The organism is Heliomarina baculiformis (assembly GCF_019966545.1).
Classification (GTDB): Bacteria; Pseudomonadota; Alphaproteobacteria; order Rhodobacterales; family Rhodobacteraceae; genus Heliomarina; species Heliomarina baculiformis.
Genome location: NZ_JAIMIC010000009.1, coordinates 66,267 through 90,360, shown reverse-complemented (window position 1 = coordinate 90,360; position 24,094 = coordinate 66,267). Strand labels below are relative to the sequence as shown.

6 protein-coding genes (1 of these 6 running past the window's edge) are annotated in these 24,094 nt (G+C 57.3%); all 6 read left to right on the top strand.

Annotated features, from left to right (window positions below; all coding sequences use genetic code 11):
* The first annotated feature begins 11 nt into the window (after positions 1-11).
* Tightly spaced (each overlapping or abutting the next), the 6 genes in view from MF268_RS19915 to MF268_RS19890 form a layout consistent with a single transcriptional unit that may run on beyond the window.
* Positions 12-893, top strand: a complete 882-nt coding sequence (locus MF268_RS19915) for a thioesterase II family protein (RefSeq protein WP_337926824.1) — start codon at positions 12-14, stop codon at positions 891-893.
* Positions 890-5,443 (top strand): type I polyketide synthase, encoded by a 4,554-nt coding sequence (locus MF268_RS19910; RefSeq protein WP_238372616.1) that lies wholly within the window; start codon positions 890-892, stop codon positions 5,441-5,443. The genes MF268_RS19915 and MF268_RS19910 overlap by 4 nt, the downstream gene beginning before the upstream one ends.
* On the top strand, positions 5,440-11,781 hold the full coding sequence (locus tag MF268_RS19905) for a type I polyketide synthase (RefSeq protein WP_238372615.1): 6,342 nt from the start codon (positions 5,440-5,442) through the stop codon (positions 11,779-11,781). The genes MF268_RS19910 and MF268_RS19905 overlap by 4 nt, the downstream gene beginning before the upstream one ends.
* A complete protein-coding gene (locus MF268_RS19900; RefSeq protein WP_238372614.1) occupies positions 11,778-16,124 on the top strand; it encodes a type I polyketide synthase in 4,347 nt (1,448 codons plus the stop codon). Before MF268_RS19905 ends, MF268_RS19900 begins: the two co-directional genes overlap by 4 nt.
* Positions 16,121-23,653, top strand: a complete 7,533-nt coding sequence (locus MF268_RS19895) for a type I polyketide synthase (protein WP_238372613.1) — start codon at positions 16,121-16,123, stop codon at positions 23,651-23,653. Before MF268_RS19900 ends, MF268_RS19895 begins: the two co-directional genes overlap by 4 nt.
* On the top strand, positions 23,650-24,094 hold the 5' end (the start) of the coding sequence (locus MF268_RS19890; protein WP_238372612.1) for a type I polyketide synthase. 6,119 nt of this gene lie beyond the right edge of the window; 445 of the gene's 6,564 nt are visible here — the first part of the coding sequence; its start codon is at positions 23,650-23,652; the stop codon falls past the right edge of the window. The genes MF268_RS19895 and MF268_RS19890 overlap by 4 nt, the downstream gene beginning before the upstream one ends.

Below are 24,094 nucleotides of genomic sequence, written 5' to 3'. Positions count from 1 at the left end.
CGAAAAAGTATTTGTACAGGAGTTTGTCTTTGCGCGACTTTCCCAAGCCAGAGATCCCCGCAAGAAAGCGGTCTCAAAGTTTAGTATCGAGCCCCGATCGAGTATCCTCTGAGTCGACAGACGAGAAGTGGTTTCTGCGTCCCGGGGCGCGGACGAATGATGGTGTCCGCCTGTTCTGCTTTCCCTGTGCTGGCTACGGTGCCGCGATGTACCGGCCATGGATCAATGCGCGGCCAGGGGTTCTGGATGTGTACCCCGTGCAGCCACCCGGTCGCGCCAATCGTCTTGGCGAACCGGCGGTGGCTTCTATACCCGATCTTGCCACGCGTCTTGCCAAAGCGATCGCGCCACTGACCGACCGACCCTATGCCTTTTTCGGCCATAGTTTTGGCGCAACACTTGCGGCTTTTACCTGCTTGGAACTGGAACGCGAGGGCTGTCCAGTGCCGGTTCATCTGTTCCTGTCCGCGCGGCATCCACCAAATTGTCCGAGCCCTGTATCGCCTATGTCGCACATGAGCGATGACGATTTCGTTTCCGAGATCAACACGCGCTATGGCGGCATTCCGGAGCAAATACTTAACGAACCTGATATCCTTGCGATGCTCCTTCCGGCGCTACGCGCAGACATTCGTTCGCTTGAGCTAATCGAAGGCCAGCGTGTAGTAGACATTCCAGCCCCGATCACGACATTCGGCGGGCTTTCGGATTCAATTATTTCGGCCGATTTGATCGATTACTGGCAAGACTGGACCTCTTACGGCTACCGAAGAATGATGTTTGAGGGCGATCATTTCTTCCTCGACAATCAGCGCGAAGCACTGCTGGACGAGATTGCCGAAACGCTGAAATACGCGCTAGGCGACAGTCCAAGGCAACGGCTGCAGCCGTGAACCAAGTTTACGATCCGTCCCGCTCGGCCGCGATCGTCGGCATCGGGCTAAGATTTCCGGGAGGGCTCTCTTCTACCGAAGAATTTTGGCGTTTTCTGATGGAAGGCGGCGACGCTATTACCGAGATTCCGCCTGATCGCATGGATTTGGGTCGTCTCTACGACCCTGCACCGGCAAAAGCCGGTCACATCATCACCCGCCATGGCGGTTTTCTCAAGGATATAGAAAGCTTCGATGCCCGGTTCTTCGGGATCGCTCCGCGCGACGCTGAAAGCATGGATCCTGGGCAGAGGCTGGTGCTTGAGACCGCTTGGGAAGCGATAGAAGACGCAGGCATAGATGCCGCACAACTTCGGGGTCGCCCGGTCGGCGTTTTTGTTGGGCAATGGGTATCGGATTTCGAAGCGCGGCTTCTTCGTCATGAAGGAGGAATGGATTTCCGCAAGACCTCCGGTAGCGGTCGCTATGCGACGCCCGGCCGCCTTTCATACTGTCTTGGTCTTCAAGGCCCAAGCCTCTCGATCGATACTGCCTGTGCGTCATCGCTGACGGCTGTCCACCTAGCTCTGCAAAGCCTGCGTAGCGGTGAGAGCGAGATGGCCTTTGCGGCGGGCGTCAATATCATTCTTAGCCCGCATATCACAATAGGCTTCTCTCAAAGCAGGATGATGGCACCCGATGGGCGTTGCAAGTTCGGCGACGCGGACGGAGACGGATATGTGCGCAGTGAAGGCGCGGGTATGCTTCTGTTGAAACGGCTCGACCGGGCGCTGGCGGACGGAGACAGGATCCACGCGGTTGTGCGCGGCAGCGCCGTCAATAACGACGGCCGCAGCGGGCAGTCCTTTGGCACGCCGGGACGAGGCGGTCAGGAACAGTTGCTACGTTCGGCGCTTGCCGACGCGGGCGTCAAGGCCAGGCAGATATCTTATGTCGAAGCGCATGGCACCGGCACCCGAAAAGGCGATCCCGTGGAACTTGGCGCTATAGGCGAAATTGTCGGTGATCGTCGGCATGAAAAGCTGTTCGTCGGGTCGGTGAAAACCAATATCGGACATACTGAGGGTGCCGCAGGGCTGGCAGGTCTGATCAAGACGGCGCTCATTTTGAAGCACGGCGAAGTGCCACCGAGCCTCCATTTGAAAACGCCGAACCCGGAGGTCGATTGGGATGGCATGAGTGTGGCTATCCCGAAGGCCCGCCAGACCCTTCCCGAAAGCGAAACCGGGTGGCTGGCCGGGGTCAACAGTTTTGGCATCGCCGGATCCAATAGCCACGTCGTGTTGCAGTCGCCCCCTGCCCCGAGCATGACCCGGTGCCACTCGCATCGCGTACTCACGGATTTCACTCCCGTCTTGCCAATTTCAGCACAGACAGGGTCTGGGCTTCAGGCTCTTGCCGGGCGCTACCTCGATATGATTGAACGATCCTGTGATGCCGACCTTGAGCCAGTTTGCGCAGCGGCGTCGCAGCACCGGACCGGCTTGATGGAACGCGCGGTTCTTGGCGGATATGGCTCAGACGAAATACTGACAGAGCTTCGTGCTCTCGCTGCTGGCGAAAGTTCGGGCTTGCGTGGATTGGCCTCTGATCCAACTCCAAAAATCGTTTTCGTTGCTCCAGGTCAAGGGGGCCAATGGCAAGGTATGGCTCGGGAATTGTTGAAAAACAGCTCCGTATTTAGCAAATCTATTGCCGACTGCTCCGAAGCACTTTCAAAGTTCGTCGACTGGCATCTCGAAGACGTTCTGACGATTGACGACTTGCCGGATAATACGCGGATCGATGTGATACAACCGACGCTGGTGGCCTTGGCGATTTCATATGCCAATCTGCTGAAAGCGATGGGTATTCACCCTGATATGGTTGTCGGTCACAGCATGGGCGAGGTTGCCGCGGCGACAATTTCAGGATGCCTTTCTCTCGACGATGCGATGCAGATTGTCGCGAAGCGCAGTCTTCTGATGGCTGATTTGAGTGGCAACGGCGGAATGGCACTTGTCGAGCTTGTCGAAGAGGCACTCGAAACCCGCCTGCGGGAATATCCTGGCCTAGGACTTGCCGCGAGGAACGGGCCGAGAAGCTCGGTCGTTTCTGGCGAGACGGTGGCGCTGGACAAGTTTCTTACCAAGCTTGAGCACGAAGGGATTTTTTGTCGGCGGGTGAATGTCGATGTCGCCTCGCACAGTGCCCAGATGGAACCGCTTGCGATAGAACTAAGCGGCGGTCTGTCGAATCTGACTGCGCAGACTGGCGAGATACCTATAATCTCGACTGTCTTGGGACGCGAAGTTGCCGGCACTGAGCTCGTCGCGGATTACTGGGGTGAAAATCTCAGACAGCCGGTTCTTTTCGATACCGCTGTGCGCAAAGCCATCGGCGCGGGTGGGGCCGTTTTTGTCGAACTTGGCGCTCACCCGGTGCTTCTGCCTTCGATCATGGATATCGGCAGCGATCTGGGAGAGACTGTCCATGCCTACGCTTGTGGCAAGAGGGATGTCGACAGCGGTGATGCGATGGTTGCCTGTGCCGCCGGTCTCTGGACAGTCGGGTGTTCACTGGATTGGCGGAGTCTGTATGGAGACAGTCCGCGTGCAACCGATTTGCCGGGCTATCCGTGGCAACGCGAAAGATATTGGGTTCAGGAAGCCGAGATTGGTTTCGGCGCCCATGCGGACCGGCTGCCTCAGCCAGACGCGGAAACCAAAGGTTGGCTTTATCACGTCGAGTGGCATACGGCAGATATATCGGTGATCTCGCCGGAAACGGATTTGTCCAATTGGTTTGTTCTTGGCGACAGCCCAGAGGACCGGATGGCTCTCAGCATTCGGGATGCGCTCGAGGTCAACGGCGCAAAAGCGCGCGTCGGATGTCTGGAGGACGCTGCCGGCGAAGAACTGGATGGTGTTTCGATCATCGCGCTGGCGCCGGAAGGCCGGGCAGCGGCGAGGCTGCCGGTCGCTTTGAATCAGTGCCTGCAAGCGCAGGATTCCCGCCCTCGCCAGCTTGTCTATGTAACCCTAGGCGCAATGACACCGGACATCGGTGAGACGGGGAAACGGGGCGCTCCAGATCACGCTGCGCTATGGGGTGCGGCACGGGTGGTCGCGAAGGAACAACCTGAACCACCGGTTCGGCTGATCGATCTTGACCCCGCGGAGGAACCAGAGCGGTCGGCTGCATTGGCTATACAGGCGCTGATCGGATTTCCGGACGAAGACGAGATTGCGTTATGTGGTAATGATTGCAAACTGCCTCGCCTGAAAAGCGGGCTTGCCGCGCCTTCCGCTAGCGCTTTGCCGTGGCGTGCTGATGCGGCCTGTCTCATCACCGGCGGTCTTGGCGGCGTCGGAACCCGTGTTGCACGACGATTAGCCGCCGAAGGCGCGCGCCATCTCGTATTGCTCGGTCGTACGCCGCTGCCGCCTCGGTCGAAGTGGCAAACGGTTGGTTCTGAAACGCATGCCGGTCGGGCAATTGCCAATCTATGCTCGATCGAGGCAAGTGGCGCATCGGTACATTATATTGCTGCAGACGTGTCTGATGAGACCGTGATGCGAGAAGCTCTTGCAGGTTATGAGGCCGAGCGACGTCCCCCGATAAAAGCTCTGATCCATGCCGCCGGTCGTGTGCGCAACGGGCTGGCGGCGCAAATAAACGAGGCGGATTTCGACACTGTCCTGCAGGCAAAATTAGAAGGTGCCAAGGTTCTCGACCGGCTTCTGCCCAATCTGGATTTGTATGTTATTTTTTCCTCTATCGCTTCAACGCTCGCTCCGATTGGTATGGCGAATTACGCTGCCGCTAATACCGGTGCCGAAGCGGTCGCGGAAAGGCGCCGCCTAAGAGGACAACCGGCCCTCAGCATCTCTTGGAGTGCGTGGGCCGGGACCGGCATGCATGAGCAGACCGGGGACTTTACCGATTCCAGCGAACTTGAAAGAGTTGGCGCGCGCACGCTGGATCCTGACCAGCTCGAACCGCTGTTGGGGTCGATTGTACGTAGCAATCGATCAGCTATTGTTATGGATCTGGATTGGTCGACTTTCGCTGCAACAGCTGACCGCAAGCGCGCTGTATTTGGGGAACTTGTCCGGGCGGCGGGTCCGGTTCCTGTGCTTTTTTCTGCGCTTCCTGAAAAAGCCACGCCGCAGGAAAGGCGAGTGTTGATACTCGATTTGGTTCGAAGGGCGGCAGGTTCAGTGTTGCAGATTGCGCCGGACACGATTGACCCGGATGTCGCTTTTGGTGCGCTCGGCTTGAACTCTTTGATGGCTATGGAATTGCGTGCCGAGCTGGAACGCAAACTTGGTCGCCGCCTTCCTGCTACGCTTGCCTGGAATTATCCAACTGTCACCGCGCTTGCGCGTCATCTGGCTGAAAACGGGGTAGGTTCGCCGGCTACAAAATCCCAAGAGATTTCGACGAAAGACTTGTCCTCGCAGGACGCTGGGTTCTCGTTCGACGATCTGGCTGAGGTTCTCGCCGACAAAAGCGACGACGATCTCGCCTTAGCTTTGCGTCCGAAGCGCACAGAGGTGCGAGGATGACAGATTCAACCAATGGCATGTCCGCACTCAAGCTTTCGATGCTGGCTAAAGATGTCCGGGCAAAGGCGGGTGATATTCTTGTCGCCGATCCTATTGCGGTGGTTGGCATGTCCTGTCGTGTTCCCGGCGCAGAGTCTCCTGATGCATTTTGGAACGTTTTGGCCGAGGGGCTGGACACAACTTCAGAGGTCCCGACAGACCGCTGGGACAATGAAGCTTGGTACGATCCGGAAGTTGCGACCCCCGGTAAATCGAGCACGCGCCGCGGCGGGTTTCTGGATCAGATTGACGGATTTGACGCGGCATTCTTCAACATTCTGCCTCGCGAAGCCGACACGATGGATCCGCAGCAGAGGCTTTTTCTCGAATGCGCCATCGAGGCATTGGACGATGCGGGCCAAGTCAATACTGGCCTGCGTGGTAGCCGCACGGGTGTCTTCGTTGCGAGTTATCACAGCGATTATGCGGGGTTGTCGTACCGGGATCTTTCCAAGGTCGACCTGCGCACTTTAACCGGGACAGTCCATAGCGTCGTGCCCAACCGTCTGTCGTACCTGCTTGATTTGCGAGGACCGAGCGTATCGATTGACACTGCGTGTTCCTCCTCGCTCGTCGCAATCCACATGGCTTGTCAGAGTCTCCGCAGCGGTGAGAGCGATATGGCCATTGCGGGTGGCGTTTCGCTGATGATTACGCCGGACCTAATGGTTTCGTTGTCGAAGGTTGGGTTCATGGCACCAGATGGGCGGAGCAAAGCCTTTGATGCTACAGCCGACGGGTTCGGACGTGGTGAGGGCTGCGGCGTGATGGTGCTGCGACGTCTTTCCGACGCAATCGCCGAAGGCGATCAGATCCATGCGGTTATCCGTGGTTCGGCCGTAAATCAGGATGGCGAGTCGACCTTGTTGACCGCGCCCAACGGACCGGCGCAAGAAGCCTTGATCCGCGAAGCTCTGGATACCGCGCACATCGACGGAGCAAGCATCAGTTTCATAGAAGCCCATGGCACAGGTACGGCGCTTGGCGACCCGATCGAGGTTGGCGCGCTGGTGTCTACGGTGGGGATCGCGGCCGAAGGCGCCGCTCCTTGCTACGTTGGGACAGCGAAAGCCAATATCGGCCACCTTGAGGCCGCAGCCGGCGTCGTTGGGGCCATCAAGAGCGTTCTGACGTTGAAACATCGCGTCCTGCCGCCACAACCGCTGTTTGATACGCTCAACCCCAACATCGATCTGGCTGGAAGCCGATTGAAAATCTCGAAACAGCCTGTTGCTTTCGATCTTCAGACTGTTTTGCGTTGCGGGGTCAGCGGGTTTGGCGTTGGCGGTACCAACGCTCATGTTGTTCTCGAGGAAGCTCCTAGATTGGCCAATGCCAATACGGCTGAGCCCCCGGTCGGGCCGGTCATTCTGCCGCTAACTGCAAAAACAAATGAAGCGCTGGATGATCTGGCGGGAAAATGGGCCGAGTTTTTATGTAATTCGCCGAATTCGCTTAATGATATAGCGTTCACCGCCTCGGAGCGACGCAATCACTATGATGCACGTCTTGCGGTCGTCGGACATGACAAGGATCAACTGGCCAAGGCGCTGAGCGAGGCGACGGACACCGGGTTCAGCCAAGCCGCGCTGGGGGGAATCGCGAAAAAGCGCAAGCTGGTTATGGCCTTTTGTGGACAGGGACCACAATGGTTCGCCATGGGACAAGACCTTGCTTTGTCCTCGCCGAGTTTCCGCGCAGCACTTGATGATTGCGATGCCGCACTGGCGCCGCACTGGGATACCAGCCTGAAAGCGGAACTCTCACGGAGCGAAGATGACACGCGGTTGCAGCGTACCGAGATCGCCCAGCCCGCGCTCTTCGCCATTCAAGTCGCGCTGGCTCGTATGTGGATGGCCCGCAGTATCGTTCCTGACGCTGTAACTGGCCATAGTGTTGGCGAAATCGCGGCGCTCCACATTGCGGGTGTGATTGATCTGGCCACGGCGGCGCGCATCGTTGTCCATCGTGGACGGATCATGCAGCAGGCGGACGGCACCGGCGCCATGGCTGCTGTCGGAGTTACCGAAGAAGAGGCACTACGCCGGATCAGCCCGTTTAAAGGCCAGCTCAGTCTTGCTGCCGTCAATAGCCCACGGATGTGCGTTTTGTCAGGCTCGCGCGAAGCGCTGGACAGGGCGATCCAAGATTTCGCTCGCGACGGGCTAGAGGCGCGCCGGCTGCCTGTGCGCTATGCGTTTCACAGTGTGCAAATGGAACCGTTCGCGCCTGATCTTCGCTCCGCTCTGGAAGGTATTAGGACCACGGCTCCCTCGATCCGGATTGTTTCAACGGTTACCGGCAAAACGATGGATCGGGGCTTTACCGCCGATTATTTCGCCCGGAACATGTGTGAGCCGGTACGCTTTGCCGCGGCTATCGGCGAACTTGCAGGCGTCGGGCACGATTGCTTTCTGGAGATTGGGCCGCATCCTGTTCTGGGTGCTGCAATTGCCGAAACGGTGGATAATCCCGAAGTGCCGGTGATTGCATCCTTACGACGGAACCTGCCAGACGCAGAATGCGTCGCATTGGCAAGTGCCGCGTTATTCGTGGCCGGAGTAGAGCCCGATTGGACGGCGTTCGGGCCGGAAGGCAAGGTCGTACCACTGCCATCCTATCCATGGCAGCGTCGTCGACATTGGTTAGAGAACTCTCCAGCTGTCGAGCCCGTGAACCAACGAATGCATCCGGTGCTCACGCGTCGAAGTGTCTTGGCTCCCGGCGATATCACTCAGTTCGAAGGAGATGCGGGAGCAATCTTTGATTGGTGTAATGATCACGTCATCTTTGAAAAGACGCTTCTGCCCGGCGCAGCGATCATCGAAGGTTTGTTGGCAGTTGCGCGTGACCTGCTTGGCGAAGCTGCAGAGCTGTATGATTTGGCCTTACTCAAGCCAGTTGAGGTTACCAGCCTGGATACGAGCTGGCAGATCGTCGCCCGCCGGATTTCTGATACTGAACAGAAGCTTGAGTGGTTTGTCCCTACTGAAAAGGCATGGGAATTGACTGCGACGGCGCTGTGCAAGTTGCAGGCAGGAAATGAATCTGAAGGACTGCGCATAGCGTGGCCCACAGGGGAAACAAGTCAGGCGCGGTTTGAACGTTACGGACTTGGATTTGGTGCCAGTTTCAGGTTGCTGTCTGACATCCGTATCGATGAGAATTCGGCTTCGGGGGTGGTCTTGGCACCGTCGGGAAGTGCTGAGCATATTCTCCATCCCGCGATACTGGATGCAGTGTTTCAGCTTGCGCTGATCGCTGCCGAGGGTGTGATCGATGCACCGGAGAAAGCGCCATTCGTTCCAGTCGCTGTCAGCTCTGTATCGCTGGCAAGTCCCTCCGATGGGCCGCTTAAGGCGGTAGCTACGCTTACGGAACGCGGCGCGGCGTCGTGCCTGGCTAATATCGCGTTATTCGATGCGTCCGATGTCTGCTGCGCGCGGATCGAGGGATTGCGGTTTTTGGAGGCCAAGGCGGAGATCGGTGGCGTAGCGGATAACAAGCTCACCTACATCCGGGAATGGAAGCCGTACCCAGAGGAAGGGACATCGGAAGATGTCGGCGACTGGTTGCTGATTGATCTCGGCGGCAGTGCGGAAACCGTTCGTGGCTTGAAGAAACTGTCGCGGTCGACGTTGGATCTTCCAATTCGAGACTTTGGTGATCGAGAAGCAGTGGCAAGCGAGATTGACAAGGTTTTTAGACGGGTCAGGCCGCCAACTGGCGTTGCGCTTTGCCTGAAGCTTGATCCGGTTCAAAATGAGAGTTCTGGTTTAGCCGGAGCAGTCACCTGTGCGATCCATGTGATTCAGTCACTTCTCGCCATGGAAAACGTCTCTGCCCCCCGTCTGAGATTGCTGACAAGGGGTGCCCAAGGGATAACCTCGGACGAACCCGGTTGCCATATTGGGGCGAGCCTTTGGGGGGCTATGGGAGCGCTTGCAATAGAACACTCCGAATTCGGTTTCAGGGCTATTGACGCGGACTGCACTGCTTCGGCTGCTGCCATCTTTGGCGAGTTGACTCGAACCGGGCCTGCTTGGACAGCACTGAGAAATGGCGCTCGTTTTGCGCCGCGTTTGGAACGAGCGCGTGTTGCTAGCGGGGCAAACAAACTCCAACGACTTGCGGTGACAGGCGAAAAAGCCATCGAAGCTATCGAACTGTCGCCTATGGATGCAAGCGGGGTCGGACCGCACGAGGTCCGCGTCGCTGTACGCGGCTCTGGTGTAAATTTCCGCGATGTACTCCTAGCCCTCGGCAGCTATCCAGATGCATCCGCTACCATTGGTGCCGAATGCAGCGGTGTTGTTCTCGAAGTCGGTAATTCTGTGACCAGGTTCAAAGCGGGTGACCGTGTCATGGGAATGGTGTCTTCCTCACATGCCACCGAGGCAGTGGGGTCCGAAGATCTCCTTGTGCATGCACCAGACAGGCTTTCCGATGCTGTGGCTGCCGCGCAGCCTGTGGCCTATCTGACCGCAAATTACGGGCTTGAACATCTCGCTGGGATAAAAAAGGGCGACAGTGTTCTTATCCACGCTGCTGCGGGCGGGGTCGGCCTTGCCGCGCTTAGGATTGCCAAGAACCGTGGTGCCCGGATCTTTGCCACGGCGGGTTCCGAGGAGAAGCGTGTCTTCGTGTTGCGCGAAGGTGCCGCCCATGCCTTCGACTCTCGCAAGGCGGACTTCGCTGACCAAATCATGAGGCTGACGGAAGGCCGCGGAGTGGACATTGTGCTCAACTCCCTCGCGGGTGAATTCATTGCGGAGAGCTTGCGCGCCACCGCCAAGGGCGGCTGGTTTCTTGAGCTTGGGAAGCGCGACATAATGACGACCGGAGAGGTCGCGTCAAAGCGCCCGGACATCAACTACGTCCCGTATGATTTGGGCACAGAGGTTATCAAACAAGCCGGTCTTCTGCCTGAACTGATGAGCTCAGTACTTCAACGGTTCGAGGCGGATGAACTGCAACCCTTGCCAGTGCGAGAGTTTCCCCTCGACGCAGCCAAGTCGGCGTTTCGGTTCATGGCCGAGGCCAAGCATATTGGCAAGACTGTTCTGCGTGTCAGTAGCGCGCCGTTCTCCGTCGACCGGGAAGGTGTGTATTGGATCACCGGGGGCCTGGGTGCTATCGGGCTTGATGCAGCAGGGTGGCTGGCAGGGCATGGCGCGCGACAACTGGTGCTGACCGGAAGGCACGATCCGGATGACCATGTGGCGTCTGTAATATCCGATCTCGAGTCCTCAGGCGTTCGCGTTCATGTCTTCCGTGCAGATGCTGCTGACCGGGACAGCATGACAACAGTTCGGGAACAGATAGACGAATTTGGCATTCTGAAAGGCGTCATTCATGCGGCGGGGGTCCTACGGGATAAGGCGTTTCACCTGCTGACCGCTACGGATGTACGTGAGGTCATGGCCGGTAAATTTGACGGCGCGCTTTTACTCGACGAACTGACCAGGGATCGCCCGCTGGATTTCATGATCTTGCTGTCCGGCGCAGGACTGAGTCTGGGTTCGCCGGGACAAGGCGTCTATCTCGCGGCCAATGCGGGGCTGGACTCTCTGGCGCATAATCGCCGGTCGCGCGGACTTCCTGCGCTAAGCGTTGCACTCGGGCCGTGGAAGGGCGGTGGCATGGCCGCAAACCTGCAAAAGGGCGGAAGTGATGTTTGGGCGGAACGCGGTGTATCCGCATTACCTCCCGCTGACGCTTTCGCTGCGATTGAAGCAGCAATTTCACAAGGAAGAGCGACGGTAACCGTTGCGCGCATTGATTGGCCGACATTTCTGCAAACTGCGCCGGCGGGACTCGATTTGACGATATTCGAGAACTTTACTCAAAGCGCCCGTATTGCCCCCGAGAAAGCAAAAAAATCGAAAGAAGCACATCATTTGATTGGTCGTCTTCGTGCGCAGCCTGATGCGCTGCGAGCCGAGGCGATGACAGATGCCTTGACGGAACTGGCCAAAAAGGCAATCGGACTGCCTGACAGTGCCTCGATTCCGCTCTTTGCATCGCTAAAGGATGAGGGTCTCGACTCTCTCATGTCGGTCGAATTCCGCAACACGCTTGTACGCGTGGGTGGCGTTCCGTTGCCGGTAACCTTGCTGTTCGACCACCCCACCCTTCACGACTTGGTACTATACCTTGCCGGGGCGTGGTCAATCGATATCGGTCTGACATCGGAAAACCTTGAAAGTGAGTTTACGGACGAACTCAGCGACGACGACATCTTGGCCGAACTTGAAGCGGAACTCGCTAATTCATTGTCTAGTGGGACGGTGTCATGACGCAGGCGAGATCATCGGACGCCCAGAACACGATCCGCCGAGCTCTGAACGAGATTCGGGATCTCAAGGCGCGGCTTGCAAGGGCGGAGCGCGATAGACATGAACCTTTAGCAATCGTTGGCATGGGGCTTCGTTTGCCAGGCGGAGTGAAGGACGCGGCCGGGTTTGAAAACCTTCTCTGGTCCGGCCGGGACGGTATCATGCCAATTCCCAAAGATCGTTGGGAAATTGACGAGTTCTACAATGAGGATCCTGACGCTGCCGGTTCTATGACCACACGTTATGGCGGGTTCATCGAAGATGTCGATATGTTCGATGCGGAGTTCTTTGGCATCGCCCCAGAAGAAGCGCGCCATCTGGATCCGCAACAACGGCTTGTGCTCGAGGTCGCTTGGGAGGCGCTTGAAAATGCGGGAATTGCGGCGGCCGATCTGCGCGGTTCCCGCACGGGGGTCTATCTCGGCATCGCAAATGTCGATTACGGGCGCACTGCTTTTTCCGATAGATCAAGTGTCGGGCCATATCATGGGACCGGTACGGCGCAAAGCGTGGCCGCAGGCCGGATTTCATACATTCTGGGGCTGCGCGGCCCGGCGATCTCGATCGATACCGCCTGCTCTTCATCACTTGTCAGCCTGCATCTTGCGGCGCAGGCACTGCGCAACGGTGAGTGTGATCTTGCCTTGGCCGGTGGCGTAAACCTGATCCTTACGCCGGACTTAAATATTGCTTTTTCCCGAGGCCGGATGATGGCCGCAGACGGGCATTGCAAGACATTTGATGCGGGTGCGGATGGATATGTGCGCAGCGAAGGCTGTGGCATGATCGTACTTCGCCGGCTGTCAGACGCCCTTGAATCGCAGGACCCTCTGCTGACCGTCATGCGCGGCAGCGCGATCAATCAGGATGGTCACAGCGCTGGACTGACCGCGCCGAACGGTGCTGCCCAGGAAGATCTTATCAGGGCTGCGCTGAAGGATGCCGGACTTGAAGGGCGCGACCTCGACTTTGTCGAAGCCCATGGTACTGGCACCCCGCTTGGTGATCCGATTGAGGTTCGAGCTTTGATCGCAAGTTGTTGCCATAAAAGACCGCCTGAACAACCTTTACTTTTGGGCGCGGTTAAAACCGTTGTCGGCCATCTGGAAGCGGCAGCCGGGATCGTTGGGGTCGCCAAGGCCGTGATCGCATTGCGGCGGAGGGAGCTTCCGGCCAACCTTAATTTCTCCATAGGGAATCCGGAGATCGACTGGAGTTCTCCAATTGCTGTTCCGATAACCCATACGCCGCTACACTCTGAAAACAGACTGCTGCGCGCAGGGGTAAGTTCGTTCGGGTTCAGCGGCACCAATGCTCACGTGATCCTGGAAGAGGCTGATGTGCCTGCGACGGTTGAGAGCGCGACGGCGCATCTTGTGCTGCCTCTTTCTGCGCGGCATCCGCAAGCACTGCGCGATCTTGCCGGAGCTTACGCGACGGGTTTGGAAACGGATCAGGCCGCGAAAGATTTTTGCCGGACCGCTGCACTCGGGCGTTCACACCTGCAGCATAGGATTGCTGTGACGGCTGAGAGCGCCGAAGGGCTGCGCTCTGGCTTACGTGATTTTCTGGCAGGTCGACCGAACGAAGGGTGCCATACCAGCCAACTGGGAAATGCCCGGAAGCCGCGCATTGCTTTCCTGTTTTCCGGTCAGGGCGGGCACTACCCGTCGATGGCTCGGGAGTTGTTGGCCACCTCATCCGTTTTCCGCCGCAGCTTCGAAACGGCAGATGCAGCGCTCAGGGATATCATCGAGCTTCCTCTGGTAGAGGCACTCAACTCGAATGCCGGAAACATACTCGATCGGACCGAAATCGTTCAACCGGCGATGGTTGCAGTGCAATGTGCGTTGAGCGATCTCTGGCGAGCTTTTGGAATTCTCCCGTCAACGGTTCTGGGTCACTCGTTGGGTGAATTCGCGGCGGCCTATGCTGCCGGAGTACTCACGCTCAAAGATGCCGTACGAGCTGCTGCGATCCGAGGTAGACTCCTCGCGTCGCTTCCGAAGGGCGGATCAATGGCATCGGTGTCTGCTGCACCTGAGGTGATCGAAGCAGCACTCAAGCAATATGACGGCCAGGTCTCTATCGCAGCTTACAACAGCGCCCAGAGTGTTACGCTTAGCGGGCCGGAAGCTCTTCTTTCTCAATGCCTTGATGTCATTTCCGACAAAGGAGCGCGTACTCGTAAACTAAATGTGCCTTTTGCGGCGCATTCGGCGTTCGTGGAACCGGTTTGCGACGAAATGCGCAACAGCATGGTGCACGTGAACCTGCGCCATGCAAGAGTTCCGATTATTTCGACTGTTACAGGAAAGTTCCTTCAATCGGAGGCGATGGCCGAGGCCAGTTATTGGTCTGAAAACCTTCGGCAACCCGTTCGCTTCGCTGAAGCGATGGAAGCGCTCGTCGATTCCGGGACCACCCATGCAATCGAAATAGGCCCACATCCGATGCTGCTGAGCTTGGCCGAAGAATGTGCAAGCGATAGCGCGATTTCATTGCTTCCAAGTCTGCAACGTGACCGACGCGACTGGTGCGAAATGGCCAACAGCCTGTCGCAACTCTTTGTAGATGGTGCCGAAATCAACTGGGGTGGATATCTGGAAAACAGCAAGGCCGGAGGACGCCGAGTAGCGGCACCGGCTTACCCGTTCCAACGCAAACAGTTTGCGCTTTCTACGAAGGCACCGGAACCTCGCAGTTATTGGGAAACCGTTTCGGCGGCACTGTCTTTGCAGGCCGAACGTGGGCCACTCGATCTCGATATCAGCAGCTACGATGCGAAATGGGCGCTTATGACCCGCATTACGATCGCAGTTGCTCAAAAAACGCTTCACGACGCTGGTGTCTTTTCCGTATCTGGTTCGAAACTGACTTTTGACGAGATCATGGCAACCCTTGGCGCCGACGAAATGTATCGGCACCTGATCGCGCGATGGCTGGAACGCTTATGTGCTCAAGGCCTCTTGCAGCATTACAATAGCGAATACGTGGCGACTGCGCCGCTGGCAGCGCCGGATATGAAGGTTCTCTGGGAAGAAGCGCAAGGACTCTTTGCTGATAACACGGCATTGCTGAATTACGTGCGCCATTGTGCCAGTCTTGCGCCAGACGTGATCAGTGGCAGATGTTCGCCGCTGGAAACCCTGTTCCCCGACGGCACATTTGAATTAGCGCAGGCCCTCTACGAAGACAGCGCGATGATGCGTTATATCAACGGGCTGGCTCGGTCGGCCGTGGCATCGATGGCTGGCATGCAGGGTGTCGGTCACGCGCTCGATGTACTGGAGATCGGCGCAGGCACCGGAGGAACGTCCTCCAGCATTCTATCAGCCCTGCCCCAAGGCACGGCGCGATACATCTACACCGATGTCAGCGACGCCTTTCTGGACCGGGGCCGTGAAAGGTTCGGAGACCGGTCCGATGTAGTTTTCCGTAAATTAGACATGGAAAATTCGCTCGAGTGCCAGGGGTTTCAGACTGCAAGCCTTGATCTTGTGATTGCGGCAAATGTCGTCCATGCGGGCTCGGATCTGCCCGAAATCCTTGAGCGCCTGCGCAGCCTGTTGCGCCCCGGTGGCTTACTGATGCTCGTGGAGTCAACTGAACATCTAGACTGGTTCGACATTACCACTGGGCTGATCGAAGGTTGGCAGAAATTCGACGACGGCTTGCGTATGGATAACCCGCTGATGCGGCCAGAAATCTGGTGCCGTACGTTGGAGGAAGCGGGGTTTGTCGAGGCTATGGCATGGCCAGAAGCAGGTTCGGCTGCAAGCGTTCTTGGCCAGCACGTCATTCTTGCGCGTCAGGCGGGTAAAACCCGGCCGCCCCAAGCGGAAACTGGAGTCCCCGAACACGTTTCATCCACGCCGGAACAGGCGCGAACCGGCTTTACTAAACTGTTTGCCGAAGCGAGCGACACAGAACGCGTTGAGATGATACGCGAGCAGGTTCGCCGGACAGTCATTCGCGTGCTCGGACGAGAACGTGACGATGCGCCGGGACGGCACGAGAGGCTTATGGATCTGGGTATGGATTCTCTCATGGCGATGCGGATCAGAAAACTGCTCACCGAGGCGCTGGAACTGTCGCACCCATTGCCCGCGTCGATCGCTTTCGACCATTCATCGATAGAAGCCATTTCTACTTTTGTTCTTGAACGAATGACAGGGAAAGACGTCGATGACGTGATCGCTTCCCCAAATCCAGTCCCGCAAGTTTCTGACGCACCGGATATCACCGATATGACGGATGAAGAGGTCGAAGCCTTGCTGCTTGAGAGAGTTTCCCGACAATGACCCAGACACCGGAGAATTCAGGGGAACTCAGCCCGATCAAACGTGCGTTTCTTGCGCTGGACGAGGCCCAGTCGCGGCTGGCCCGGGTCGAAGCTGCCGCCTCCGAACCTATCGCAATAATCGGGCTGGGGTGCCGGGTGCCCGGTGGTGGAGATAACCCGGTAGAATTCTGGAAGTTATTGCTCAGTGGTACCGACGCTATCAGCGAGGTACCTCGGGATCGGTGGGACCATGATGCGCTTTACGATCCGGACCCTGGCGCTCCGGGAAAAATCTCCACACGTTTCGGGGGTTTCCTGTCTTCTGTTGATCGCTTCGATCCCGGGTTTTTCGGTCTGGCCCCTCGCGAGGCACAGGGGCTTGATCCGCAACATCGGCTGATGCTTGAGGTCTGCTGGGAGACGCTGGAGCATGCTGGTCAAGCCGCTGACAATCTTATCGGTAGCGCTACTGGCGTTTTTGTCGGCGCAGCTGGAAACGATTACAGCTATGAGCAACTGAAGACTCGTGATCCTGCGCTTTTGGACGCGCATTTTGCGTCTGGGATTGCCCACAGTACGCTGAGTGGCCGGCTGTCCTATATCCTTGGCCTTCAAGGCCCTAGTGTCACGATCGATACGGCCTGTTCTTCCTCACTGGTGGCTGTGCACTTGGCTTGTCAGGCCCTTCGAACAGGTGATTGTCGCATGGCATTGGCGGGGGGCGTCAATCTGATCCTCGGACCGGATATCTTTACGGCCTTGTCGCAGGCCCGGATGCTGGCCCCTGATGGGAAATGCAAAGCTTTTGGCGCGGGTGCCGACGGGTTCGGGCGCGCAGAAGGTTGCGCGGTTGTCGCTCTCAAGCGCTTGTCCGATGCACGCGCAGATGGCGACCGGATCATCGCTCAGATCCTTGGCAGTGCCGTCAATCAAGACGGGGCAAGCAGCGGTTTGACGGCGCCGAATGGTCCGGCTCAGGAAGCGGTGATCCGCATGGCGCTGAAACGCGCCGGAGTCACACCTGAAGAAGTTGGTTATGTCGAAACGCACGGCACCGGAACTTCCCTTGGTGATCCCATCGAGGCTGGCGCTCTTGCGGGCGTGTTCCGTAGACATTCCAAATCCAATCCACTTTTGATCGGTTCCGTAAAATCCAATCTCGGACATTTGGAGGCGGCAGCCGGTGCTACCGGCCTCATAAAACTGGCTCTGTCTTTGCAGAATGGACTTATCCCTGCCAGCCTGCACGCTTCGGAACCAAGCCCTTTGATCGACTGGGACAACATGCCGATTTCCGTATCCAGCCAGCCTTACGAATGGCAGGCTCGAAATGGTCGGCGTATCGGCGGTGTCAGTTCGTTTGGCTTCAGCGGGACAAATGCTCACATCGTGCTCGGAGATGCAGAGCCCGCGCCCGTCTACGATTTTGGTATTCCTAACGTACCTATGATCCTGGGTCTGTCTGCCGCTACCGAAAACGGGGCAATTAGTGAATTGGCAAGAGCTTATGCTCTGAAGCTGGCTAACCCTCAAACCAACGTTGCTGATTTTTGCTATACTGCGACGGCAGGCCGTGCACAGCTAGCGGTGCGGGCAACCGTTACCGGCGCCGATAGCGCCGAGCTTTGCGAAGGTCTTCGGGCTCTGGCACAAGGGCGCAGCGCAAAAAATGTTTCTGGCCCCGCGCCAGCACCTCGCGATCCACCCAGAACCGCGTTCTTGTTTACCGGGCAAGGTGCTCAGTACGCTGGAATGGGCAAAAGCCTGTACGACACGGAACCTGTGTTCCGCGCGGCGTTTGACCGTTGCGCTGCCGTGCTCGACAAAGAACTCGAGATACCGCTGAAGACACTCGTGTTCGAGGTTAGTGATGACAAGCAAATTAACCTGACAGGAAACGCGCAACCGGCACTATTTGCGATTGAATACGCTTTGGCCGAACTTTGGGGTGCCTTTGGCGTCAGGCCCGATATCGTGGCAGGCCATTCGCTGGGTGAGATCGTGGCAGCGACAATTGCCGGCGCATTCTCCCTTGAGGATGCGCTGCGGCTGGTTGCCGCGCGGGGGAAATTGATGCAGGCGCTTCCGGCAGGTGGCTCCATGGCAAGCGTATTTGCGCACGAAACGAAGGTTCAACACATACTGGATGCGCTTGCCAGTACCGCGGTGATTGCGGGTGTGAATAGCCCGACCCAGACCGTCATTTCCGGCTTGACCGAGGATATTGCCGGCGCTTGCGAGAAACTCGAAGCCGCTGGAATAGCTACCCGGCCTCTTACTGTTTCTCATGCCTTTCATTCGTCGCTTATGGAACCAGCTTTGGATGATTTCGAAGCAGCGATCAAAGACATTCACATGCAGCGTCCGCGCCTTCGGATCATGTCCAATGTCACCGGCCAACCGGTGAGGGATGAGATCGCGACACCACAGTATTGGCGGCGACACATGCGAGAGGCTGTGCGTTTTGGCGATTGTCTGAACAATATTGCTGCGCTCGACCCCGGCCTCGTCATCGAAATTGGTCCGCATGGAACCCTGCTGCCGCTGGCCGTCGAGATATTCGACGAAACCAGCACGACAGTCGCTGCAACACTACGGCGCGGCAAAGACGACCGAACCGCTCTTTTGGCGACGGTATCAGATGCTTGGCGGGCAGGCGCTCAGATCAACTGGCGCGCCGTCAGTGGACCCGGCAGACGCATCGTGGATGTGCCGACCTACCCGTTCCAACGCGAGCGGTACTGGTTTCGTGCAAACAAACGGATCGCGACCGGCGACACGACTGAAGTGCATCCATTACTTGGCGAAAAACTACAGGTCGCCATCGATGGCCACAGTGTTTTCCAAAAGCGCCTGATGGCCAATGACCTTGACCATATCGCCGACCACGTGGTTCATGGACGTTGCATCGTTCCGGGCGCAGCCATGATCGAGATGGCCTACGCAGCCGCTCAGTTCACGCTTACCGGGCGATACAGCCTCGCGGATCTCACGCTGCTGGAACCGCTGGCACTCGTCTCGCAGGAAGAGATGTTGATCCAGACAGTCGTCACTCATGACGAAAGTGGTGGCCGTTTGGACATACTGTCTTCCGAAAGCGACTCCGGCGCATGGCGACGCCATGCCTCCTGCCGGATTGTGCCGGAAAGTACGATCTCACAGAACGTATCGACAGCGGAACTTCGAAGCTATGAAGATGATCACCGGGATGGGAAGACACATTACGCCGATCTGTTGGCGCGCGGCTTTAATTTTGGCCCTAGTTTGCAACGGGTTGAACAGATTTTCCGTAGTGGAGAACATGAAGCCCTAGGAGAAATAAGCCCTCGCGAGACAAGAAACCGCTATTTCTTCGATCCTGCACAGCTAGATGGCTGCCTTCAGGTCATCGCTGCGGCTCTTCCTGCGGCAACTGATGAAGCTACTGCATACCTTCCGTTTTCTATCGGAAGTGTATCGATTTTTCGCAGCCCTGGCCCCGGTCTGCGTGCGTTTGCCCGGACAGAGCCAGCAGGCACATCAGCCGACCCGACCCTGCGAGCGTCCGTCACGATCACGGATGATGATGGACTTGTGGCAGAGCTGTCTGACATCGTCTTGCGCGAAACCCGACAGGGACCAACGGACGCCTTCTATGCCGTCGATTGGACTGTACTTAGATCGCCAACTTCTATGCCTTCTCCCACAAGTCTGACCGCTGATGCGCGCAAAATTCTTGATACGTTTTCGGAAGAATTGGATCTTGCCGGGTACGATGCCGCAAACACAGCGCTTGATGGTCTAACGACAATATGGATTTCTGATTGTCTTCAGAACCTTGGCTGGGTGCCAAAGATCGGTGATAAGGCAACATTGGAAGGCCTCGCCAGACAACTTTCCATCCCCAAGCGCCTCTGGGCGCTACTCGCGCGTTTTCTTGAAATCTTGACAGAGGATGGAATTCTTCGTCGCGATCAGCAGTCTTGGGTCGTTCTGAGCAAGCTGGTTGAGGCAGATCCAATTCTTGCATCGAAAGCGACCCTCGCAGGACACCCCCATGCCCAAGTGAAGCTTCGGTTAATGGAAAACTGCGGTCCGAACCTGCCAGAAATTCTGCGGGGCACTCGCAACCCGGTATCAGACTTGTTCCCGAGCGGCGACCTTTCGATTGCCCGCGAGCTTTACCGCAATAGTCCCGAGTCGCTTGCATTCAACGGCACGATTGCCGCCATTGTCCAGAATCTCTGCAAAGTGCGCTCTGGGTCAGATGAACCTTTGCGCATTCTCGAAATCGGTGGAGGTTCGGGCGGAACCACGGCAACGGTGCTTTCCCAACTCAAGGGCATGAATTTCTCCTACACATTCACGGATATCGGTCCGGCGATGGTTCGTGAAGCTGAAACCGAGTTCGGCAACCGCAACGGTATGAATTTCCGCACGCTCGACATTGACGACGACCTGTCGGCGCAAGGCATCACTCGCCAAAGCTATGACTTGGTGATTGCCGCCAACGTCCTGCACGCCACCACTGATTTGCGGAAAACAGTGGAGCGTGCGGGTGACGCGTTGGCGCCAGGCGGAATGATGTTGCTATTGGAAGTTGTCGCTCCGGAACGATGGGTTGATGTTACCTTTGGTCTGACCGAAGGCTGGTGGCTTTTTAAGGACAAGGAGCTGCGCCCCAACTACCCGCTGATTGACGCCAAAAAATGGATCGCTCTTCTTGAGGACTGCGGGCTTGAGGCAGAGGATCTATCTGGTTCTAGTCCTTTGTCACGGCAATCAATTTTTGCTGCGCGCAAACCGATTTCAAAAGTTGGGAATACCAACGAAAGATGGCTTATCCTCGCTGATGGCGCAGCAGGCAAAGCCGCCGCAGAACACTTGGCTGTGGCGGGCATTTCGATCGAATTGCGAAGTTTGCCTAGCGAATGGAATGCCGAATACAACGGATCCTTCGACGGCGTTCTTGATCTGAGACCGCTTGGGGCTGACATGAACGACGGCGGGCCCGAGCCACCTCTTTCAAGTTTGCGAGAAACCGTTCAGCAACTTGTTCGGAACGGCCCGGTCGACGACATGCCGCGCCTTGTCGTCGCGACCTGCCAAGCTCAGAGGATCAGGCAGTGCGATCGTCCAGATCCGGCACAGGCTGCACTCTGGGGCATGGTTCGCGCCTTGCGAGCGGAATTTCCGGATTTGGACACGACACTCATCGACCTTCCACAAGACAACGACGGACAACCAATCCTGACTGAACTTGCCGACGTGTTGTGGGGGCTTGCAGGTGAAACAGAAGTTGCAGTGCGTGACAGAACTCGACATGCGTCCAGGCTTACGGCAATCGCTCCCGTCTCGCCCAATCACCACAACGTAGCACTTAGGAAGTCGCCAGACGGTGTACTTGAAAATCTGCAACTGGTGCCGGTGCCAGAACCGCGCCCGGGGCCGGGCGAAGTGCTCGTTGAGGTCCTCGCCGCAGGTCTCAACCTTCGTGATGTAATGAATGCGCTTGATATGCGTGACGATCCCGAACCGCTTGGCGGTGAATGCGCGGGTATCGTGCAGGCTGTCGGCGATGAGGTAGAAGGATTGGAGGCAGGTGACCGGGTGGTTGGCATTGCGACCGACTGCTTTGCAAACCGCGCAATCGGGCGTGCTGCTGAGCTGACGCATATTCCGTCCGGAATGTCTCCGGTCGAGGCCGCTACCCTGCCGTTTGCATTTATGACAGCCCATCACGCCTTAATAGACATCGGCAAATTGCGTGCAGGCGAATGGGTTTTAATACACGCTGCTGCCGGTGGGGTCGGATCGGCGGCAGTTCAGATTGCTCAGGCAGCGGGTGCCCGGATTATCGCGACCGCAGGCAGCGAAACCAAACGGGGATATTTGCGGGCGGCCGGGATCGAACATGTTTTCTCATCGCGGGAGACAACTTTTTCGGAAGGAATTCTAAAAATTACCGGCGGTAAAGGGGTCGATTTAGCGCTGAACTCTCTGTCAGGATCGTTCATTGACGCGACAGTTGACTGCCTGGCCAAGGCGGGACGGCTTGTCGAGATCGGTAAACGTGATCTCTGGACACATAGCAGATTTCGCGGGAACTGCCCCGAGGGGGATTATCACATTCTAGATCTGTCCAAGATCCGCACCACGTCACCTGAAGTGTCGGACGCCTTGTTTGCCAAAGTGATGAAAGCAGCGCGCGACGGTAAAATTCGCCCCCTCCCCGTCACCAGCTTTCCGCTGATGCAGGCAGGCGAGGCGTTCGAATACATGGCGCAGGCAAAGCACATTGGAAAGATCGTGCTGCTGCCATCTTACAAAAATCAAGGTTTCGCCAAACTGAACCCGGAAGCAAGTTACCTGATCACCGGAGGAACGCGTGGGCTTGGGCTTGAAACAGCCCGTGAAATGGTCCGAGGCGGCGCTCGCGCTCTTATTTTGGTTTCGAGAAGTGAACCTGAAAGCGCAGCCTCTGATGTCCTGAACGAGTTGCGCGCACAAGGAGTTCGTATCGAGACCTATCAGGTAGATATCTCTGACCGAGCGGCAGTTGCCATTCTCTTCGAAAACATCAAGCGCGATCTGCCACCGCTACGAGGCATTGTGCAGTCAGCCGGGCAGCTGTCGGACGCAAGCATTGTGAACATGACACGCAAGGAGTTTGGCGTACCGCTCAAAGCAAAGGTAGACGGGAGCTGGAACCTGCATCTTGAAAGCCTCTCATGCGAGCTGGACTTCTTTGTGCTCTATTCATCCGTTGCCGGAACACTAGGCTCAGCAGGCCAAACCAACCATGCGGCAGCAAATGCTTTCTTGGACGCGCTCGCGCAATATCGACAATCTCTCGGGCTGCCCGCAACAAGTATCGCATGGGGGGCATGGTCGGAGGCTGGCATAGCTGCCGAGATTTCGGCTGACCAGACTGCGGGCAGACTGGGCATTCGCCCGATCAAGACCTCGGCTGGTTTGGAAATGGCGCAGGCCGCAATCACGTCTGGTCGGGCGCAGGTTATGGCTTGCCCGATGGACTGGAAGACCTTCCGCGCCCAGCGACCTGACATGAGCGCTTCGCCATTTCTTGAACGATTGGGCCAATCTTCGTCCGAACTTCGGAAGACGGTTAAACTTCGAACACCCCCTGCCCGTGTGATTGATGAGTTAGCCACCGTAAACGGGGCGGCGCGGCGCAGCATCATTTTGGAGTTTGTCGCTGAACAAGTCGCCTCAACGCTCGACTTGGTAAATCAGAACGACATCGACATTGATCGACCCTTGCGCGAGATGGGCCTCGACTCGCTCATGGCAGTGGATCTTCGCAATAAGCTGTCTGCTGGCATGGGGAGTAACCTCAACCTCCCTGCTACGATGGTCTTTGACTATCCCACAGTGACAGCTCTTGCTGAAGGACTGCTGGGCCGGCTCGCAACGACTCTGCCTGAGGAAGCCAAACCCGCGTCTGCCGTTAGGGAAACCGGTGCGGCCGACATCGAAAATCTTGAAGACCTGAGCGAAGACGAAATCGAGGCCCTCTTTGTCACTGCCACAGGAGGCTCGGCGTGAGCGATTTCCTCAAAAGGATTAGCAGTTATTCTCACAAGCGACTGGCGCTTCTTGCGGCGCAGCAAAAAGCCCGGATTGATGCACTGGAACTGCGGTCACCGATCGCCATAGTTGGAATGGCCTGCCGCTTTCCCGGCGGGGCCGATACGCCTGCTGATTACTGGTCGCTGATCAAACGAGGCGCCGAGGCGATCACCGAAGTGCCCTCTGATCGCTGGGACGTCGACGCCTATTATGATCCGGACCCGGACGCTCCTGGAAAGACCGCAACCCGTTGGGGCGGCTGGATCAAGGACATCGACAAGTTTGACCCGCAATTCTTTGGCATAGCACCTCGCGAAGCGCAGTCTCTGGACCCGCAGCAGCGTCTCTGGCTCGAAGTCGCCTGGGCCGCATTGGAAGATGCCGGTATTCCTGCAAAGTCTTTGTTCGGTACAAGAA